The sequence below is a fragment of the Desulfosediminicola sp. genome, from assembly GCF_048381775.1.
GTDB classification, from domain to species: domain Bacteria; phylum Desulfobacterota; class Desulfobulbia; order Desulfobulbales; family Desulfocapsaceae; genus Desulfopila; species Desulfopila ganghwensis.
Genome location: NZ_JBLXGE010000010.1, coordinates 190,957 through 208,691 on the forward strand (window position 1 = coordinate 190,957; position 17,735 = coordinate 208,691).

The 17,735-nt window shown below is 51.8% G+C and carries 17 protein-coding genes; 13 read left to right on the plus strand and 4 right to left on the minus strand.

All coding sequences use genetic code 11. The annotated features are described in order from the left end of the window. Positions 1 to 22: 22 nt before the first annotated feature. Positions 23 to 958 (plus strand): TPM domain-containing protein, encoded by a 936-nt coding sequence (locus tag ACN5NT_RS16795; RefSeq protein WP_419176189.1) that lies wholly within the window; start codon positions 23 to 25, stop codon positions 956 to 958. 1 nt (position 959) lies between these two features. Then, complete coding sequence (locus ACN5NT_RS16800) at positions 960 to 1,610, plus strand: TPM domain-containing protein (RefSeq protein WP_419176190.1); 651 nt, start codon at positions 960 to 962, stop codon at positions 1,608 to 1,610. 127 nt (positions 1,611 to 1,737) lie between these two features. Here ACN5NT_RS16800 and ACN5NT_RS16805 read toward each other — a convergent pair whose 3' ends face one another. Together ACN5NT_RS16805 and ACN5NT_RS16810 are read right to left on the minus strand one after the other, a co-directional pair. Then, positions 1,738 to 2,070 carry a carboxymuconolactone decarboxylase family protein gene (locus tag ACN5NT_RS16805; RefSeq protein ID WP_136798185.1) on the minus strand — a complete coding sequence of 111 codons (333 nt, stop codon included), beginning with the start codon at positions 2,068 to 2,070 and terminating at the stop codon, positions 1,738 to 1,740. Positions 2,071 to 2,413: 343 nt separating this feature from the next. Then, positions 2,414 to 4,885, minus strand: coding sequence for an ATP-binding protein (locus tag ACN5NT_RS16810; protein ID WP_419176191.1), 2,472 nt, complete (start codon positions 4,883 to 4,885; stop codon positions 2,414 to 2,416). Positions 4,886 to 5,264: 379 nt separating this feature from the next. On the opposite strand from ACN5NT_RS16810, the gene ACN5NT_RS16815 reads away from it, so the two are divergent. The 11 genes from ACN5NT_RS16815 to ACN5NT_RS16865 all read left to right on the plus strand — a co-directional run bounded on the left by ACN5NT_RS16815 (position 5,265) and on the right by ACN5NT_RS16865 (position 14,973). Then, positions 5,265 to 6,269, plus strand: coding sequence for an FAD:protein FMN transferase (locus ACN5NT_RS16815; protein ID WP_419176192.1), 1,005 nt, complete (start codon positions 5,265 to 5,267; stop codon positions 6,267 to 6,269). Between the two features lies 1 nt (position 6,270). Beyond that, positions 6,271 to 7,620 (plus strand): Na(+)-translocating NADH-quinone reductase subunit A, encoded by a 1,350-nt coding sequence (locus ACN5NT_RS16820; RefSeq protein ID WP_419176193.1) that lies wholly within the window; start codon positions 6,271 to 6,273, stop codon positions 7,618 to 7,620. A gap of 28 nt (positions 7,621 to 7,648) precedes the next feature. Next, positions 7,649 to 8,857, plus strand: a complete 1,209-nt coding sequence (locus tag ACN5NT_RS16825) for an NADH:ubiquinone reductase (Na(+)-transporting) subunit B (RefSeq protein WP_419176194.1) — start codon at positions 7,649 to 7,651, stop codon at positions 8,855 to 8,857. Beyond that, the gene (locus ACN5NT_RS16830) at positions 8,850 to 9,632 is read left to right on the plus strand and encodes a Na(+)-translocating NADH-quinone reductase subunit C (RefSeq protein WP_419176195.1); all 783 of its coding nucleotides are present in this window, start codon (positions 8,850 to 8,852) and stop codon (positions 9,630 to 9,632) included. Before ACN5NT_RS16825 ends, ACN5NT_RS16830 begins: the two co-directional genes overlap by 8 nt. Continuing rightward, positions 9,625 to 10,248 (plus strand): NADH:ubiquinone reductase (Na(+)-transporting) subunit D, encoded by a 624-nt coding sequence (locus ACN5NT_RS16835; RefSeq protein ID WP_136798179.1) that lies wholly within the window; start codon positions 9,625 to 9,627, stop codon positions 10,246 to 10,248. Before ACN5NT_RS16830 ends, ACN5NT_RS16835 begins: the two co-directional genes overlap by 8 nt. Continuing rightward, on the plus strand, positions 10,245 to 10,856 hold the full coding sequence (gene nqrE, locus ACN5NT_RS16840) for an NADH:ubiquinone reductase (Na(+)-transporting) subunit E (protein ID WP_419176225.1): 612 nt from the start codon (positions 10,245 to 10,247) through the stop codon (positions 10,854 to 10,856). Before ACN5NT_RS16835 ends, nqrE begins: the two co-directional genes overlap by 4 nt. A gap of 134 nt (positions 10,857 to 10,990) precedes the next feature. Further along, positions 10,991 to 12,214, plus strand: coding sequence for an NADH:ubiquinone reductase (Na(+)-transporting) subunit F (gene nqrF, locus ACN5NT_RS16845; RefSeq protein ID WP_419176196.1), 1,224 nt, complete (start codon positions 10,991 to 10,993; stop codon positions 12,212 to 12,214). A gap of 22 nt (positions 12,215 to 12,236) precedes the next feature. After that, positions 12,237 to 12,452 (plus strand): hypothetical protein, encoded by a 216-nt coding sequence (locus ACN5NT_RS16850; RefSeq protein ID WP_419176197.1) that lies wholly within the window; start codon positions 12,237 to 12,239, stop codon positions 12,450 to 12,452. Between the two features lie 324 nt (positions 12,453 to 12,776). Continuing rightward, positions 12,777 to 13,220, plus strand: coding sequence for an Lrp/AsnC family transcriptional regulator (locus ACN5NT_RS16855; RefSeq protein ID WP_136798175.1), 444 nt, complete (start codon positions 12,777 to 12,779; stop codon positions 13,218 to 13,220). A gap of 104 nt (positions 13,221 to 13,324) precedes the next feature. Then, positions 13,325 to 14,440 carry an alanine dehydrogenase gene (gene ald / locus ACN5NT_RS16860; RefSeq protein WP_136798174.1) on the plus strand — a complete coding sequence of 372 codons (1,116 nt, stop codon included), beginning with the start codon at positions 13,325 to 13,327 and terminating at the stop codon, positions 14,438 to 14,440. A gap of 338 nt (positions 14,441 to 14,778) precedes the next feature. Beyond that, a complete protein-coding gene (locus ACN5NT_RS16865) occupies positions 14,779 to 14,973 on the plus strand; it encodes a hypothetical protein (protein ID WP_419176198.1) in 195 nt (64 codons plus the stop codon). A gap of 180 nt (positions 14,974 to 15,153) precedes the next feature. Here ACN5NT_RS16865 and ACN5NT_RS16870 read toward each other — a convergent pair whose 3' ends face one another. Further along, the gene (locus ACN5NT_RS16870) at positions 15,154 to 16,461 is read right to left on the minus strand and encodes a (Fe-S)-binding protein (protein ID WP_419176199.1); all 1,308 of its coding nucleotides are present in this window, start codon (positions 16,459 to 16,461) and stop codon (positions 15,154 to 15,156) included. Positions 16,462 to 16,616: 155 nt separating this feature from the next. Beyond that, positions 16,617 to 17,727 (minus strand): peptide chain release factor 2 gene (gene prfB / locus ACN5NT_RS16875; RefSeq protein ID WP_136798171.1). Its coding sequence is split into 2 segments (ribosomal slippage): positions 16,617 to 17,642 and positions 17,644 to 17,727, totalling 1,110 coding nucleotides; the frame shifts between segments, so codons are not numbered across the junction. Between the last annotated feature and the right edge of the window lie 8 nt (positions 17,728 to 17,735).

The following is a 17,735-nucleotide window of genomic DNA, read 5'->3' on the forward strand; positions in this document are numbered from 1 at the left end:
GTACATTTTGGGGAGAAGAGCAATGTCTTTTGCCGATTGCTGTAATTCTCTATATGTTCATGGTCTTCGTATCTGTAGAGCCGCCTCCGGCATGGCTCTGCCAATAACCATCATTGCGGTACTAGGACTGCAAGCGCCGTCAGCGGGGGCCCTCGAAGTCCCCCCTCTTACGGCCAGGATCAATGATTACGCGAAGATGCTGAATCCTGCCACTGTGAGTCAGCTCGAAAATTCCCTGAAAACATTTGAGGATGAACAGTCGACCCAACTGGTAGTCCTTACCATAGAGAGTCTTAAAGGTGATTCGCTGGAGGATTTTTCGATCAGGGTTGCAGAAAACTGGCGGATAGGCCAGGCCGATCTGGACAACGGAGCCATCCTGCTCATTGCCCAAAATGATCGAAAAATCAGAATAGAAGTTGGGTACGGCCTCGAGCCCACACTCACCGACCTCACTTCGGGCAGAATAATCCGGGAGATCATTGCTCCCTCGTTCAAGCGTGGCGATTTCGACCAGGGGGTAATTAATGGCGTCAATGCCATGATGGATGTTGTCCGGGGTGAGTTTTCCGCCCCGGAAAATCAAGCCAGCCAAAATCAGGCCGGCCTTGGGACATTTCCCATTATGCTGATGGCCGTTCTGCTCTTTATCGGAAAAGCGTTCGGCAAACACAAAGCGCTGGCGGCTACCATCGGCGGAGTTGCCGCACCGATTCTTGGCTATTTCATCCTTGGCGCGAAATGGCTGCTTCTTGCTGTCCTGGTACCCGCTGGCGCGGTCGGAGGGTTGATCGCCTCTGCCTTTGCTGCCTCTTCATTGAACTCCAGGACCATTCACCGCGGGAGCGGCCGTCACTACGGAGGTTACGGCAGCGGAGGTTTGGGGGGTGGTTTCGGAGGAGGATTTGGCGGCGGAGGAGGCGGTTTCGGCGGAGGCGGTGCCTCAGGAGGATGGTGATATGAAAAATCTTGCCGAATCGTTTCTCACACCAGAAGAACAACAGCTGGTCAGCAAGGCAGTTCATGCGGCCGAACTCCAAACCTCGGGTGAGATCGTACCCATGATAGTCTCAGCCAGCCACCACTACCCGCTGGCCTGTGCTTCAGGCGGCGCCATTATCACTCTTCCTGTGGCTTTACTGCTAACCTCTCTTATCGGCAACTACCTCTGGTTTGGACCCGAAAACATGTACCTTTTTCTGGCAATTTTTGCGGTGCTTTACCTCCCCGCCCGGGCTCTTGTTGCCCACCTCCTGTGGCTAAAGCGTTTCTTCCTGAACAGTGACCAGGTCGAGGAGGAGGTGGCAGAGGCGGCGATAACATCTTTTTATGAGGAGGGACTTTATCGCACCAGGGCTGAGAACGGTATCCTGATATTCATCTCAGTTTTTGAGCATAAAGTATGGGTTTTGGGCGACAGGGGCATCAACGAAAAAATTGCCCCCGACCAATGGCTTGAAATAGTAGAAGAACTGACTCACGGCATCAGGACGAACTGCCGCTGCGAAAGCCTGTGCAGAGCGATCGAACGTGTAGGAGAGATACTTGCACACCATTTCCCGATAGAAGGAGATGACCACAACGAACTCCACAATCTCATCATCCGCTAATCGGCCAGCCCCACATATCAAATGACAGGCGCAAAAAACAAATTGAACCGGCAAACCACAAACCAGGACACCGAAGCAGCTAAAAATAAATACTTACAAGAACTTTATGTTTGTCCCGGTGCGGCGATTACTCGCCGCATTCCCCTTCGAGGATATCACGACACCAGGATATCGCCTCCATGGTTATCGGATAACCACAGATAGGCAGCAGCAGCATCAAGGCATGGTAAATTTCATAACTGCTTGCGCCTGCTCTCATCGCTCTCCTGGCGTGTGAATGAACCGTTGCCTCAGATCCATTTGCCGCAGCAGCTGCCAGCTGGATAAGATGTGTTGTCTTCTCTTCCAGTGGTCCGCAATTGCGGACTTTGGTGCTGAGATCTTTCAAGGCCGACATAACCTCTGGATAGCACTGAGAAACTTCATACTGTGTTCTGTCGGGATAGATGGGGTCTTTCATGGCTCACTGTGTGGTTGGCATTCTGCATTTAATTGTTGCAGACGACCGTTCCATTCCGGCAATGGAACAGACGCTGAATTCCAGACAGGAGAGTCAGCTTGAAAACAGCTGAACTACTCGTTCTCATAGCTCTTTTCCTCTCCACTCCGGTGCTCTCTTCATCCCATGTAATATGCTGAAATCATGGGGATGCTCTTCTTCTCATCGGCATACCACCAACACCTAATAATTTCCACCCTAATCCGCACTTTTTTCAACAATTCTGTTTTCAGCAACTCCTTCTCATTTTCACTTTGACAAAAAGTCATTTCTTGCCTAGTCTCTACAATTTGTTGCTTCGTCATTAGCTTGGCAATATGTCTCCAACCTCTGCAAGCTCCCACACCAGGAAACAATTCACATCAAATATATCTTTTCTTCGCGGATTGATGGTAAACGTCTCGATCTGATAATTTTCAACTGAAAATGAACTTCCCAGTGCGTCTATCTCCTGCTCCAGCTCCCCTGCCAACAGCTCCAACTCACTCTGAAGCTGCCCAAGTTCCAGTCGCACCCTTCTGGCATCGTCTTTTTCTGTAAACACCCTCCCCGCTTTCCGCATACCGGTGGCAAACCCCGAGGTACCGCTGCCGGCCGACCGGCGCCCGAAAAGTGCTCCGACCACCGCCACCCCGAAAGAGAGAATCGTGTCTGTCGTTTTCGTTCGCACCTCGGCCTCTTCCTGCTGCAGACGTTCATGGGCTTGCTGAATTTTTTTATGCAGACGCTGCTGCCTGAGGTCATATTTTGCCCGCAGTTTATCAACCGCTTCATCCTTGTTCTCCCGTAACAGGTCGCGAAGCCGGACTTTAAAATCCGTCAGTGTTTCATGGGGTACCGATTCCAGCTTCAGAGATTTCACCCTGAAAAGCTCGAGCCGTTCGGTTCGGTAGAGGGCATCGGCAAAACTTTTTTCTGCAGCTCGCAGATTTTGAACCGCACAGATTTCAGCAGGTATTGCAGCATATCCGTAACCTGAGGGGGCCGAGACAAAGCATTCCTCCAGTGCGAAAGGAAGTTCTTCAGCCTCCGACCAGGTAATCTCAGCCAAACCTGGGAAATTTTCTGCAGTCCCCCCTAGTGGATAGTAGCGCTGCACCAGCCTGGTCTCATTGATATTTCTGCTGGCGTTAAAAAAGCGAACCTTGCAACGTGCTGCAATCGCAGGCTGCAACACGCATTTTTCTCCTGGAGCAGCAGGCAGGTAATAACGCTGCTCTATCTGGCCTGCCAGAATCGGTGCGCTGCTTTCCGCCATGGCCGGTCCTGGTGCAGACCGGGCCATGTCCGCCTCTCCGGAAGTGATCGAATTACCTTGAAGTTCTCTAGCCACCGTCACCTTGTCCGCCATCAGCTGTTCGATCTCTTTTGAGGCAAGCGGGCCTTTTAAAAAGGACATAACCCACCGGGTCTCAAAGGCCATTGGCTCATCCAGATGGGCTGAATTCAGCAGGAACTGCCTACCCTTCATTTTTGCCAGGAGCAGCTCAACATCCCTGGCAGTGAATCGGCCATCGCTCGCTCCAGCGATGCCACCCGCAACTTTTTTCCGATCCTGATCTGTCTGCAGCCTGCCGATAAACCAACTGCCCATGTTCGAGAGCCCCCGATAATCGAGATCTACCGGGTTCTGGGTTGAGAGCACCACTCCACAGCCAAAGGCCCTTGCCTGCTTGAGGATAAGCAACATGGGCTTTTTCGATGGAGGATTAGCGGTTGGAGGAAAAAATCCATAAATTTCATCCATGTAAAGTAACATTTTCAAAGATGAACTCCCTCGCTGCATTCTCATCCAGCCGACAAACCTGTTCAACAGCAAGGTGACAAAAAACATCCGTTCGCTATCGGTCAGGTGGGAAATCGAAAATATTGCGGTTTTGGGCCTGCCATCATCGGTGTAAAGAATACGCTGGATATCCAGCGGCTCTCCTTTCACCCAACCTGCAAAAGAGGGGCTTGCCAGGAGGCTGTTCAGGCGCATGGCAAGCTGCATACGATCGGACTGTTTGCAATATGTCTCCAGGGCAAAAGCGCCAATCTTTTCGATCGGCGGGCTGACTATGGCACCGATCAATGCCTCCATATCCACCCCATTCCCCTTCTGCCAGTAGTGCAGCAAGATCGAACTGAGCAGGATATGTTCCCTGCTCTGCATCGGGTCGGCGTCAATCTGCAATAGTGCCAGCAATCCTGAAACAGCTGAGGTAACAAGATCGTTCAAGGTATCGGGATCAGCCGCCGGATCCGTGACTGGTGCGGCAAAGCCTGCCAACACAGAAACCGGCACGCCACCACCTCCACCAGGGGTATATATGGTTATCTCTGCTTGTTGAGTAAGAGTTCGGATCCTATCGGGCTTCTGATCCCATGTTGCAAGACCGTCCCGCCATTGTGCAGCGGTTTTCTGCGCATACTGTTCAAGGCTGAGCCCTTTACGGGATGCTTCCGACTGTTCCAGCCACGGCTGAAAATCATGGGCCTGTAAATCAGGAAATGTCAGCAACAGGTTTCCCATGTCACCCTTGGGATCAATGATAATTGAGGGAATCCCATCCATTATCGCCTCTTCTATCAATCCAATTCCAAGGCCTGTTTTGCCGCTTCCCGTCATGCCTATAATCACGCCATGGGTGGTAAGGTCACGACTCCTGAGCAGCATAGGGGCGATTGTTTCTCCATTGTCACCAATTTCCCGGCCCAGATAGAACAGTCCCAGTTTTTCATAGCTCTTTTTTTTGCCTGAAACTTTGCCTGAATCAATAATATCTCCAGCCATCGGAATCACCTCAGCGAAAAGTCAGATACTCCTGCAGTCCCTGCGTTCCCAACCATTTCTTGCCCTACGTCTTAAATTATACACCGGATAATTCTTGAAACTTTGCGGTAAAATCATGCTAAACTGCAGATATGGGTTTTCTCAAAGATTTTCAGATACAAAAGATTACCAATCTTATTCCCAAATGAGATTGATTCACTTTCGCATTCCCGTTATAGTTTATTATATTTTTTTTTAATATTTCGATGAGTCAGCAAATTTTGTCAGCCCATTCAAGCCATTGGGCACCCCCTCAACACATGTGATTTCATTCATAGCAGCGCTCATCAAAGCTGTGCACTGCGCCCATGAAAATGTTGAAAAAAACAGGTGAGGAAGAATGAAAAAAAAGATAACCAGGCGGACTTTCCTGCAAATAGTCGCCGTCGCCGGCGCAGCGGGTGGGTGTTGGCAGCTTGGGCTGTTTACCGGAGATGCCAGGCTTCAGGTCGCCAGGCGCAGTCAGCCGATCATGGGTACCTATCTCAACCTGACCGTTTACGGGAAAGACCGTGATGCCTGTGAGGCTGCCATTGATCGGACCATAAACAGGATGAAAGGGCTTGAGGCAATACTGAGCCGGCATATGCCGACCAGCCAGGTGGCTACCCTGAATTCCACTGGCCGTCTCGACAGCCCCGACAAGGATTTGCTCGAACTGCTTGGCCTCTCGGCTGGCCTCAGTGAACGAAGCGACGGTGCTTTTGACGTGACGATTCTGCCGGTGATGAATGCTCACTCTGAATTTGCAGGCAAATATGCCGATAGTAGCGGAGCCATCACCCAGGCCAGGACAGCAACGGGGTATCGCTACCTGGCAGCAAACGCCTCATCTGTACAATTCCAGAAAACCGGCATGGGTATCACCCTGGATGGCATAGGCAAAGGATATATCGTCGATCAGGGGGTGGCGGCTTTAAAAGCGGCCGGATTTCACAATGTCTGTGTAGATGCCGGTGGCGACCTGATGGTGGCCGGCGCCAAACCGGACGGCAGCCCCTGGAGAATCGGCATACGTAATCCAAGGATAGAGCAACCAATGGAGCCCGTTTCAGTGAAGGTGATCAACCGGGCGGTTGCCACCTCCGGAGATTACTTCCAACCCTACACCGCTGATTTTCGCAATCATCATATATTAGATCCCCGGACCGGTTTTTCTTCTCCGGACCTGGCCAGCTGCACCATCACGGCCCCGACGGTTGGCCTCGCAGACGGTCTCGCCACCGCAGTCATGGCTCTTGGTCGTGATACAGGGCTGGAGCTACTGGAATCGCTTGACGGCTGTGAAGGATATCTCATCGATAAGCAGCAGAGAAACTCTCACTCTTCAGGATTTTTCAGCTGATATGGAACATATAATCATCAAAAAAGGACTCAACCTGCCCATCAGCGGTGCCCCGGAGCCCACAATCCGCAAAGGAGCAGAAAGCCGCCGTGTTGCCCTGATAGGAGACGACAGCGTTGGCATGAAGCCGACCATGGAGGTGCAGGTCGGCGACATGGTTAAAACCGGGCAACTGCTTTTCACTAACAAGAAATCACAGGGACAAAGGTATGTAGCACCCGGCTGCGGCAAAGTGGTGGCTATAAATCGCGGAGCCAAAAGGAAATTCGAATCCCTGGTGATCGAACTGATGGGCGATGAGGCGATATCGTTCGTGGATAACCCTGGCCAGCCCGTGGAAAACCTCTCGGCAGAGGCCATCAGGGAAGTTCTTGCCGAATCAGGGCTCTGGGCATCCTTCCGTACCAGGCCCTACGGCAAAATCCCTGAAATTGATACCCTGCCTGCATCCCTTTTTATCACCGCAATCGATAGCGAGCCTTTGGCACCACCACCGGAACTCATCATTTCGGCCCATGCCGAGGATTACAAAATGGGCCTTGATCTGCTCGACCGGCTGTTGGAAGTGCCGGTTCACTACTGCTCAGCAGACCGTGAACTCGGCATCGGTGAAAAGCAGGAAAACTTCAATTACTGGACCTTCACAGGACCCCACCCTGCAGGACTGGCTTCCACCCATATCCATTTCATCGATCCGGTCCATGAGAAAAAAACCGTCTGGCACATCGGCTATCAGGATGTCATCGCTATCGGCTACCTGTTTCGGACCGGCACGTTGATGACGGAACGTACCATCTCACTCGCCGGACCTGGAGTGAGGAATCCGTCACTTGTAACCACACGGTTAGGTACAAACCTGCACGATCTCTGCGCCGGAGAATTGAGAAATGACACAATGCGCATCATTTCAGGCTCTGTGCTCAGCGGCCGCAACGCCAATGAGCACCACGCCTACCTCGGCCGGTATCACAATCAGGTAAGCGTATTGCCCGATAACAGCGGCAGAAGCCTGCTCAACTGGGCACTGCCGGGTGCCAGTAAATTTTCGGTCAAACCCGTTTTCACCTCCGCCATGAACAAGTTGCTGAAGCTAGACATGAACACCGCCGTCTGGGGTGGCCATAGGGCTATTTATCCTTTAGGCACTTATGAAGACGTGATGCCCCTGGACATCATCCCCACCTATCTGATGCGCGCCCTGCTGGTGGGCGATACAGAAAAGTCGAAGGCGCTCGGGTGCCTCGAACTCATCGAGGAGGACGTAGCCCCATGTAGTTTTGTCTGTCCCGGAAAAAATGAGTTCGGTACCAACCTCCGCCAGGTATTGACCACAATTGAAATCGAAGGCTGAGAACAACAGACAATCATAAAGAGCAGACATGAATAAACTCAGCAAGAAAATGGAAGAGTTGGGACAACACTTCGAGCCGGGCGCACGTTTTGCCCGCTGGTATCCGCTCTATGAAGCGTTCGACTCTTTTCTCTTCGGCAGCAACACTACCACCAGGAACGCCCCCCACGTCCGGGACGGAATCGACCTGAAGAGGATCATGACCACGGTGCTGATTGCGCTGTTTCCCTGCGTCATCATGGCCCTCTGGAACACAGGATACCAGGCTAACCAGGCAATCGCCTCGCTGGGCCTGGCGGCACCTGAAGGCTGGCGGGGGGCAATAATGGCCGGGATCGGCTGCGACCCTGCCAGCACCTTCTCCAATCTGGCTCATGGCGCTCTTTACTTCCTGCCCATATATGTCGTCACCATGGTCGTCGGCTCAATTGTCGAGGGTATCTTCAACATTATCCGCGGCCATGAATTTTCAGAAGCGTTTTTAGTCACCGGCCTGCTCTACACCTTGATACTGCCGCCCACCATCCCGCTCTGGCAGGTGGCCACAGGCATCACCTTCGGGCTGGTGTTTGCCAAAGAGGTATTCGGCGGGGTGGGTCGCAACTTCATGAACCCGGCCCTCGCCTCCCGCGCCTTTATCTATTTTGCCTACCCGGCCCAGATCTCAGGCGACGCGGTCTGGACCGCCGTGGATGGCGTCACCGGTGCGACCCCCCTCGGCGCTGCCGCTGCTGCCGCACCCGGCACCCCCGCCTCGGCCATGGGTATCGACTGGCTGCAGATGTTTATTGGCAATATTCCGGGTTCCATGGGTGAGACCTCTGCCATCGCCTGTCTTTTCGGGGCCGTTATCCTGCTGGTAACCAGGGTGGCTTCATGGAGGATCATTGTCTCAATGCTGATCGGTGGCATAATCGCCTCGGTGCTGCTCTCGTTCCATAATAGTCCGGCTAATGCCCTCTATTCACTCCCGCCTTACTATCATCTGGTGATGGGCAGTTTCGCCTTCGGCATGGTGTTTATGGCCACCGACCCGGTATCTGCGGCCCACACCAATACCGGCCAATGGCTCTATGGCGGGCTGGTCGGTATCCTCTGCATACTGATTCGCGTTGCCAACCCTGCCTACCCAGAGGGGACAATGCTGGCGATTATCCTGGGCAATGTCTTCGCACCGCTCTTTGATTATTTCGTGCTGCAAGCCAACATCAAGAGAAGGAGGCTCCGCCATGGTTGACATACGAGCCGCCAAACCATTTTATTCGGTTCTTATCCTGGCCTTCGCCTGTTCTGCCCTGGTGGCAGGAGCGGCAGTGGGGTTGCGCCCCAGACAGGAAGCCAACCGTCAGCTCGATCGCCAGAAAAACATCCTTTATGCGGCGGGCCTCTTCGAGGAAGGGAAGTCGATAGACCAACTCTTTGCCAACGTTGAGACCCGGCTGGTCGATCTTGAAAGCGGCGAGTTTGTTGAAGCAGACCAGCTCGATCCAAAAAACTACAACCAGCGAAGAGCCGCTCTTTCAAACGATCTGGGCCGACCGATTGAGCCCGACGCAGATCTCGCCAAGCTTGGCCGCCAGGAAAAAATTTCCCTGGTCTATGTGATAAAGGACAACGACACCATCTCCCAGATAGTGCTGCCCGTGCGGGGTAAGGGGCTCTGGTCCACCATGTATGCCTATGTGGCCATAGACAGCGACCTGAACACTATCCGCGGAGTCTCCTTCTATGAGCATGGTGAGACGCCGGGACTGGGCGGCGAAGTTTCAAACCCCCGCTGGCAGCAACGCTGGGGTGGGAAAAAGGTGTACAAGGATGAAGATGTTGCAATCAGAGTCATCAAAGGCACTATCGACGAGACTTCAGCCGATGCTGCCTATGAGATCGATGGCCTTTCCGGCGCCACCCTCACCTCCAACGGTGTTTCGGATCTGTTGAAATTCTGGTTCGGAGATCACGGTTTCCAACCATTTTTGAGCCAACTGAAGAAAAAGGACAATTCAAATGGCTGAATCAAAACTCGAACTGGTCGTATTTCCCATATTCAAGCGTAACCCTATCGCCCTGCTGATTCTCGGTATCTGTTCGGCGTTGGCGGTAACCGGCCAGATGGCCACCGCCTTCGTGATGTCGGTCTGTGTAATCTTTGTTACTGCTTTCTCCAGTCTGACGATCTCCATAGTACGCTTCCAGATCCCTAACTCGGTTCGTATCGGCATCCAGATCACCGTTATAGCCACTCTGGTTATACTGGTCGATCAGATCCTGAAAGCGTTTGTCTTCGAACTCTCGAAACAGCTTTCAATCTATGTCGGGCTGATCATCACCAACTGCATCATCATGGGTCGGGCTGAAGGGTTCGCCATGAGCAATCCGCCGGTGGCCTCTTTCCTGGACGGTGTCGGCAACGGGCTGGGCTACAGCTTTATCCTGATCTTGGTGGCCTTTATACGCGAGCTTTTTGGGTCCGGCTCGGTGTTCGGCTACGAGATTATGAGAACAGTGAGCAATGGCGGCTGGTATATCCCGAACGGCCTGCTGGTACTGCCGGCCAGCGCTTTCTTCCTTGTCGCACTGATCATCTGGGCAGTGCGTACAGCATTGCCGGATCAACAGGAGACTGAATAATGGGCCACTATCTCGATATAATTTTCCGCTCAGTCTTTCTTGAGAACCTGCCGCTCAGCTTTTTCCTCGGCATGTGTACCTTCCTTGCTATCTCCAAGCAGGTAAAAACCGCCATAGGTCTCGGGTCGGCTGTTCTTTTTTTGCAGATCATCACGGTACCCCTGAATAACCTGGTGCTCTCGACTCTGCTCAAGCCAGGAGCCCTTTCATGGGCCGGACAACCCGATATCGACCTCACCTTTCTGGGATTACTCACCTACATCGCCATCATCGCCGCAGTGGTGCAGATACTGGAAATGGTGCTCGACCGTTTTTTACCGGCACTATACAACACCCTTGGCATCTTCCTGCCGCTGCTTACCGTCAACTGCGCCATCCTCGGTGCTTCACTCTTCATGGTCGAACGTGATTACACCTTTGGTGAAAGCGTCGCTTACGGCATTGGCGCAGGAGCAGGTTTTTTTCTGGCGGTGGTAGTACTGGCAGGAATTCGTGAACGCAGTGAGTATGCCGACCCGCCCGCAGGTCTGAAAGGCCTTGGGATGACCTTTATCACCGCAGGTTTGATGGCCATTGCGTTTATGGGCCTTGCAGGAATGCAACTCTAACCAGAACTTCTCATGAGCAGATTTATGTGCCAAAATGACTCTCCTTCACAGCACAAAGCCAGTAGCAATGTCTCGTCGGTTCTGCCATTTCATTTTGTAAATGATGCTTATGTTCATGGTATAGGAGGCAGAATATGAATGAGATTCTTTATGCCGTACTCTGTTTTCTCGGCATCCAGCTGGTACTTGTGACGCTTATCGTTATTACCAAGAAAACCCTGCTGCCCAGCGGTGATATCAACATCATCATAAACGAGGACAAGGTTGTTACCGGTAAACCCGGAGGAAAACTGCTCACAACCCTGGCCGACAACGGCATCATTCTCTCCTCTGCCTGTGGTGGCGGTGGCACCTGCGGTCAGTGTCGATGCATTATCTCTGAAGGCGGTGGCGCCATTCTTCCTACAGAGAAAGGAAAGATCAACCGACGGGAAGAGCGCGAAGGGATGCGCCTCTCCTGCCAGGTGCCAGTGAAGCGTGATTTGAAAATCGAAGTGCCGAATTCCATGCTTGATGCCAGGAAATGGCAATGTAAAGTCGTTTCAAATGAGAACGTTGCCACTTTCATAAAGGAGCTGATACTGGAACTGCCCCCCGGCGAAAATGTCGATTTCAAGGCCGGAGGTTATATCCAGATCGAAGTACCGCCGCATACACTCTCCTACGCCAGCTTTGATATTGGTGAATCATATCTGAGCGACTGGACCAAATTTCAGATGTTCCAGTACAAGTCCCATGTCCATACCCCGGTTACCAGGGCTTACTCCATGGCCAACTATCCGGGTGAAAGAGGGGTTATCAAGCTGAACGTGCGGATTGCCAGTCCACCGCCGGGAGCAAAGAAAGACATTCCTCCGGGTCAGGTGAGCTCGTATATATTCAACCTCAAGGCCGGTGACGAGGTAACCATCTCCGGTCCTTTTGGTGAATTCTTTATGGATGAATCCCAATCAGAAGTCATCATTATCGGTGGCGGCGCTGGCATGGCCCCTCTCCGCAGCCATGTCTTCGATCTGTTTAAGACCCACCACACCAATCGCAAAGTCTCCTACTGGTATGGTGGACGCAGCCTCAAGGAATGTTTCTACCTTGAGGATTTCTATGAGATAGAAAAAAACAACGATAATTTTTCCTTTCACCTTGCGCTCTCCGACCCGCTGCCCGAAGATAAATGGCAGGGTGATGTAGGCTTTATCCACAATGTACTGTACGAAAAGTACCTCAAAGCCCACCCGGCTCCTGAAGATATACACTACTATATTTGCGGACCGCCGATGATGAATGCCGCCGTGATCAATATGCTTGAAGATCTCGGAGTCGAGGGAGAAAACATTAAATTTGATGATTTCGGCGGCTAACCGCTGTGATGGAATCTGAATTATGACCACGTTTATTCTGCTTTTTATTATCAGCCTGACGGTTATCATATGCTCCGGACTGATTATTAATTTTTCCAAGCAACGTGCCGGTACCCGCAAACACCCGCTCACCGCCATATGCCATAAAACCGGCGACCCCGCTTCTGCCTGCTCATGCAGCCAACTACTGCCGCCCGAGGCTGTAAAAAGACCGGCCGGGCAGGAGAAATGCAGCTGACAACAGATTGGTCAAAGCAGTATCCGTAATACAATGCGCGTGCCCCCTTAACTGCTCCTCAACGAAAGTCTGGTGTATTACGCCCGATAGACTCCTTAAAAAACCTGATCTCATAGCATAGGGGCAGTGAAAAGCCAGATCTTTTCCACACGTGCCCGGGTTTTTTACGCATGAGGTAATCCGAATATTGGCAATCCCAAATTTATGTTTTTACAATTATTGATCTTTTATTTTGACATTATACTCAATCAGGGCTATATCTGATTTTAGATGTGCAAGCACATACCGGTCAGAATAAATGTAATAATAAAGGACACGATCACCATGAAACTTGATGCGACAAACATCGAGATAATCCGACACCTCAAAGATGGCCGTAAATCTTTCAAGCTGATCGCTACTGATCTTTCCATCACTGAGAATACCGTCCGCAGTCGGGTCAATAAGCTGATTGAAGAAGGTCTCCTCGATATATCCGGCAATATCCGGGTAGACGCCCTGCCCGGTCATAACCTGCTCTACCTTGGGGTAAAACTCAAAAGCATGGAGCTCCAGAAAAAGGCTCAGGAATTCAGCCAGCTCAAAGGCGTGGTTTCAGCAGGAATTGTTACAGGCAGATACGATATCATTCTGCAGGTACTGCTTAATGAAGAATATAACTTGCTCGAATTCGTCACCAGCCAGGTAACAAAGATAGATGATGTTCAGACTGTTGAGAGTTTTGTCGTGTACGAAGGATATAACCTGAAGGTTCCATATATCCTTTAAATAGTGGTACCAGGATTCCTGGTGTGGTTTCGCCCTTTCTCCTCTCCTCCGGGCGGGATCATACCGGGAACATTTTTTCATTATTACTTTCAAGGAGTAATGCCATGATTGTTGGAATTCTAAAGGAAATCAAAGTACTGGAGAATCGTGTTGCAATGACTCCGGCAGGCGTTGAGGTTATGGTGGCCAACAACCATGAGGTTCTCGTAGAGAACAACGCTGGTGTCGGAAGCGGTTTTCCCAACGAGAGATATGTCGCTGCAGGCGCAAAAATTGTCAACACCCCCGCAGAAATTTATCAGAGCTCTGACATGGTCATGCACGTCAAGGAACCTCAGCCCTCCGAGTATGAGCTGATTCGTGACGGCCAGATCGTCTTTACCTACCTGCATCTGGCTGCAGATGAGCAGCAGACCCATGCGCTCATGAATGCCAACTCTATCAACATTGCCTATGAGACCATTCAGAAAGCCGACGGTTCCCTGCCCCTGCTTACCCCGATGAGTGAAGTGGCCGGTCGTATGGCAACCCTGCAGGGTGCAAACCATCTTGCCATGCCGAACGGTGGTCGCGGTGTTCTGCTTGGCGGTGTTCCCGGCGTAGAGCCGGCCACCGTTGTCGTCATCGGCGGTGGTATTGTCGGTATCAACGCAGCCAAGATGGCCTGTGGTCTTGGAGCAAAAGTGTACCTGCTCGATACCAATCTCGACCGCCTCCGCTATCTGAGCGACATCATGCCTGCCAACTGCATCCCGGTAATGAGCAGCACGCCCAAACTCCGCGAACTGCTGGCTGAAGCAGACCTGGTCATCGGTGCAGTGCTTATTCCCGGCGCCAAGGCTCCCAAACTGGTCACCCGTGACATGCTCCAGGTTATGAAAAAAGGCTCAGTAATGGTGGATGTAGCAATCGATCAGGGTGGTTGTTTCGAGACCTCAAAAGCAACAACCCATGCTGAACCGACCTACGAGGTGGACGGCATCGTCCATTACTGCGTAGCCAATATGCCCGGTGCCTACGCTAAAACCTCCACCCTCGCACTCACCAATGCCACGCTCCCTTATGCGGTTCAGATCGCCAACAAGGGCTGGAAGCAGGCTTGCAAGGACAATGCTGAGATCACTCCAGGCCTCAACGTTGTTCGCGGCAAGGTCACCTGTAAGGCTGTAGCCGAAGCCTTTAATCTCAACTACACCCCAGTTGAGGAAATTCTCGGTTAAAACGAACGAGACCTTTCGCCGGTTCGAAGATCAGGGCGATACTTATCTTCGAACCACCTCTCCTTCAAAAATGCAGCCTTCGGGTTGCATTTTTTTTTTAGATACTGCGACTTTTAAAATCTACTATCTTGCCGAATACTTGCATAACGGTAAGCTTGTGCAATCAGAGTATTCAACCACTTTCACAGGCTGCATAACCACTGTGTGGGGGGGATTTTGTCAGGAGCACCCCGTACACTGTACCTATACGAAACGAGAAGTCCCGTTGTGATTCCGGATCACCCATACCAAAGCCAATCAATTCAGCACAAGATCATGTGCTTGACAGGAGGTGTAGTATGAATTTTCCAGCCGAAATCATCGTAATACTCTGGTTCCTTCCCGTTGTCTTACAAATCATTCTTCCTCTGACTGTTCTTGCCGTCTGGCCCATTGTTAAACTCCTTAAACAAGGACACTCCATGAGATCCCATGAAGTCTTTGGAGATGCGCCTCTAGCTCGAGCTAAAATGGCAGTTGCCGTTGGCGACTAATACAGAGCAGTATCAGGTTGGCCGGTCAATACCGGCACAAATACGCAGGCCCGGATGAGTAGGCGCCTGCGTATTTCTTTTTTTAAAATGGAGATAATTATCAGGATAGACTCCCCGCCCGCTCCGATCATTGAAATTGAAGCAGGATGGTGCATATGGCCCAGGGGATATTCGGGCCGCTCAAGCTTTCTGACCAGAAAGCATCGAGACAAGCTCTGAGAGATGCAGCACCGGTAATTCCACAGAGGCTGCGGCCAGCGCAGATTTCCACTGCATCAGGCAACCGGAACAGCTGCTGGTGATGATGTCCGGCTCCATGGCCAGTACTTTCGCAGTCAGGTCATCGCGAATAGTCGCAGAGAGTTCCGGCGCTCCCAGATGAAACAACCCTCCCTGTCCACAGCACTGAGGCCCGTCTGCCAATTCCAGGAGTTCAACCCGGGCTGAGAAGCGTTTTAGAACATTACGGGGCTCCCGGGTGATATCCAGCTCGTTTCGCAAATGACAGGGGTCATGATAAAAAACGCGCAGATTCTTTTTTGACGCTACACGTCCGGGTGAATCTTTTTCTATTTTCAGGCCCTTTTCCGCCAGTGTCAGGTCAAGAAGCCGGCTCAGCTCCACCAGTCGCCCAGCGACTTCTTCAGCACGGTCTGCCCAAGGGCTATCTCCTGACAACAGCTGCTTATACCTCAGCAAATGAGCGTAACAGGAGCCGCAACTGACCACGATCCTACCTTTCTGTTGCTCCAGCGCTTCGATATTTTTTTTAGCCAGTTGCCGTGCTTTTTCCCGCTCACCAATAGAATCGATGGCCAACCCGCAACAGACCAGCCCTGCAGGAATATGGACAGAAAAGCCGAGGGAGCCGAGCAGCTCACGGCTCGCATCGAGAACTTCCGGGGCGAGATACCTTGCACTGCAACCGGGAAAATAGATCAGTTGCTCACCGATACCGGTACTGGTCGATATGGGAGCTGCGGGAGATGCTATTTTTTCATTGGCGAAAGAAACGGGTTCGCCGCCAAACATGGCCAACTTGACCCGTAAGCCACTATCGGCGGGGAGAGTTGTACTGAGAAGGGAGTGAAAGGATCTGCCAAATCTACGGACGACGCCGAGCAGTTCAGGCTTTTCGAGCACCTTAGCCGCCAGAAATTTCTGGTAGCCATGTTCGCCATAGCCTCTGGTGAAGTCACTCCTGGCATCGCGCACCTCTTCAACCACGTCCACCCCACGTGGACAGGCTGCGACACAGGCCCCGCAAAGAAGACATTTGGAAAAAATATCTTCGAAAACGGGAGAGGGAGTTTCCTCCCCCATTACTTCGAGCAGATATTTTTTGCCGCGGCCAGAGTAATATTCTTTGCCACCACTGGCCCTGTAAACGGGGCAAACTACGGTGCAAGCCCCACACCTGGCGCAGCGCGAACTTTTTTTCCCAGCCTGCGCGTTATTGCTGTTACCTGTACTGATGCTACACCTCAAATGACAAAAAACTCAGGAGACCGATGGAGAAATATGATTTTCTTTCAGATCGGGCCGCTGAAGACAAATTAAGCGAAACAATACTTTTAACGAACAGTACGAGCATTAATTTGACTTCAACAGCTTAGAACTAAAATGTATTTCTCAAACGGCTCCTACTTCTTCCAGAGCAGATAGGCCTTAATGAACTGATCAATATTGCCATCGAGAACCGCGTCCACATTACCTGTTTCATGCTCGGTTCTGTGATCTTTGATCATCCGGTACGGTTGCAGGACATAGGATCGGATCTGGCTGCCCCAGGCAATATCCTTCTTGTCGCCGCTCAAACCTTCCTGGGCTTCGGCCTGCTTCTGCTTCTCAAGCTCATAAAGCCGTGCCGCCAGCATTTTCATGGCCATATCCTTGTTGCGATGCTGACTGCGTTCGTTCTGGCATTGCACTACGACACCGGTGGGCAAATGGGTCAGGCGAATAGCGGAGTCGGTCTTGTTCACATGCTGACCCCCGGCACCGCTTGCCCGGTAGGTGTCAACGCGCAGATCCTTATCCTCGATATTCACGTCGACACTGTCATCCAGTTCGGGCATGACCATTACCGAGGCGAAGGAGGTGTGGCGCCTGCCGCTGGAGTCAAACGGTGAAATCCGCACCAGCCTGTGAATGCCAAGTTCAGAGCGCAGATAGCCATAGGCATTGCGCCCTTGGAACATGATAGTCACACCCTTCACGCCAGCTTCATCACCAGGCAGATAATCGAGAATATCAGTTTTGATACCTTTATCCTCAGCCCAGCGCAGGTACATGCGCAGCATGATATCCACCCAGTCCTGTGCCTCTGTACCACCGGCACCGGCATGAATGGAAACTATGGCGTTATTGCCATCATGCTCACCGCTGAACATACACTCCACCTCCGCAACAGCAATTTCATCCTGCATTTCGCGGAGCCTTTCAGCGACCTCAACTTCCGATTCGGCATCACCCTCTTCAGTGGCCATTTCCAGGAGAAGTTCGATTTCTTCCAACTCCTCCCAGCGATCATCCCAGGCTTTAATAATATCCTGGAGCTGGCCATGCTCTTTCTGGACTTTCTGGGCTACAGCAGCCTCATTCCAGAAGTCCGGCGCCATGGTCAGTCGTTCCAGCTTTTCCAGTTCTTCTCTTTTGCGAGGTAAGTCAAAGATGCTCCTTCAAGGCCAGGAGACGGCCTTTGAGATCAGTAATGATCTGCTTGGAAACACCAGCACCTGTTTCAATAGACATATTTCCTA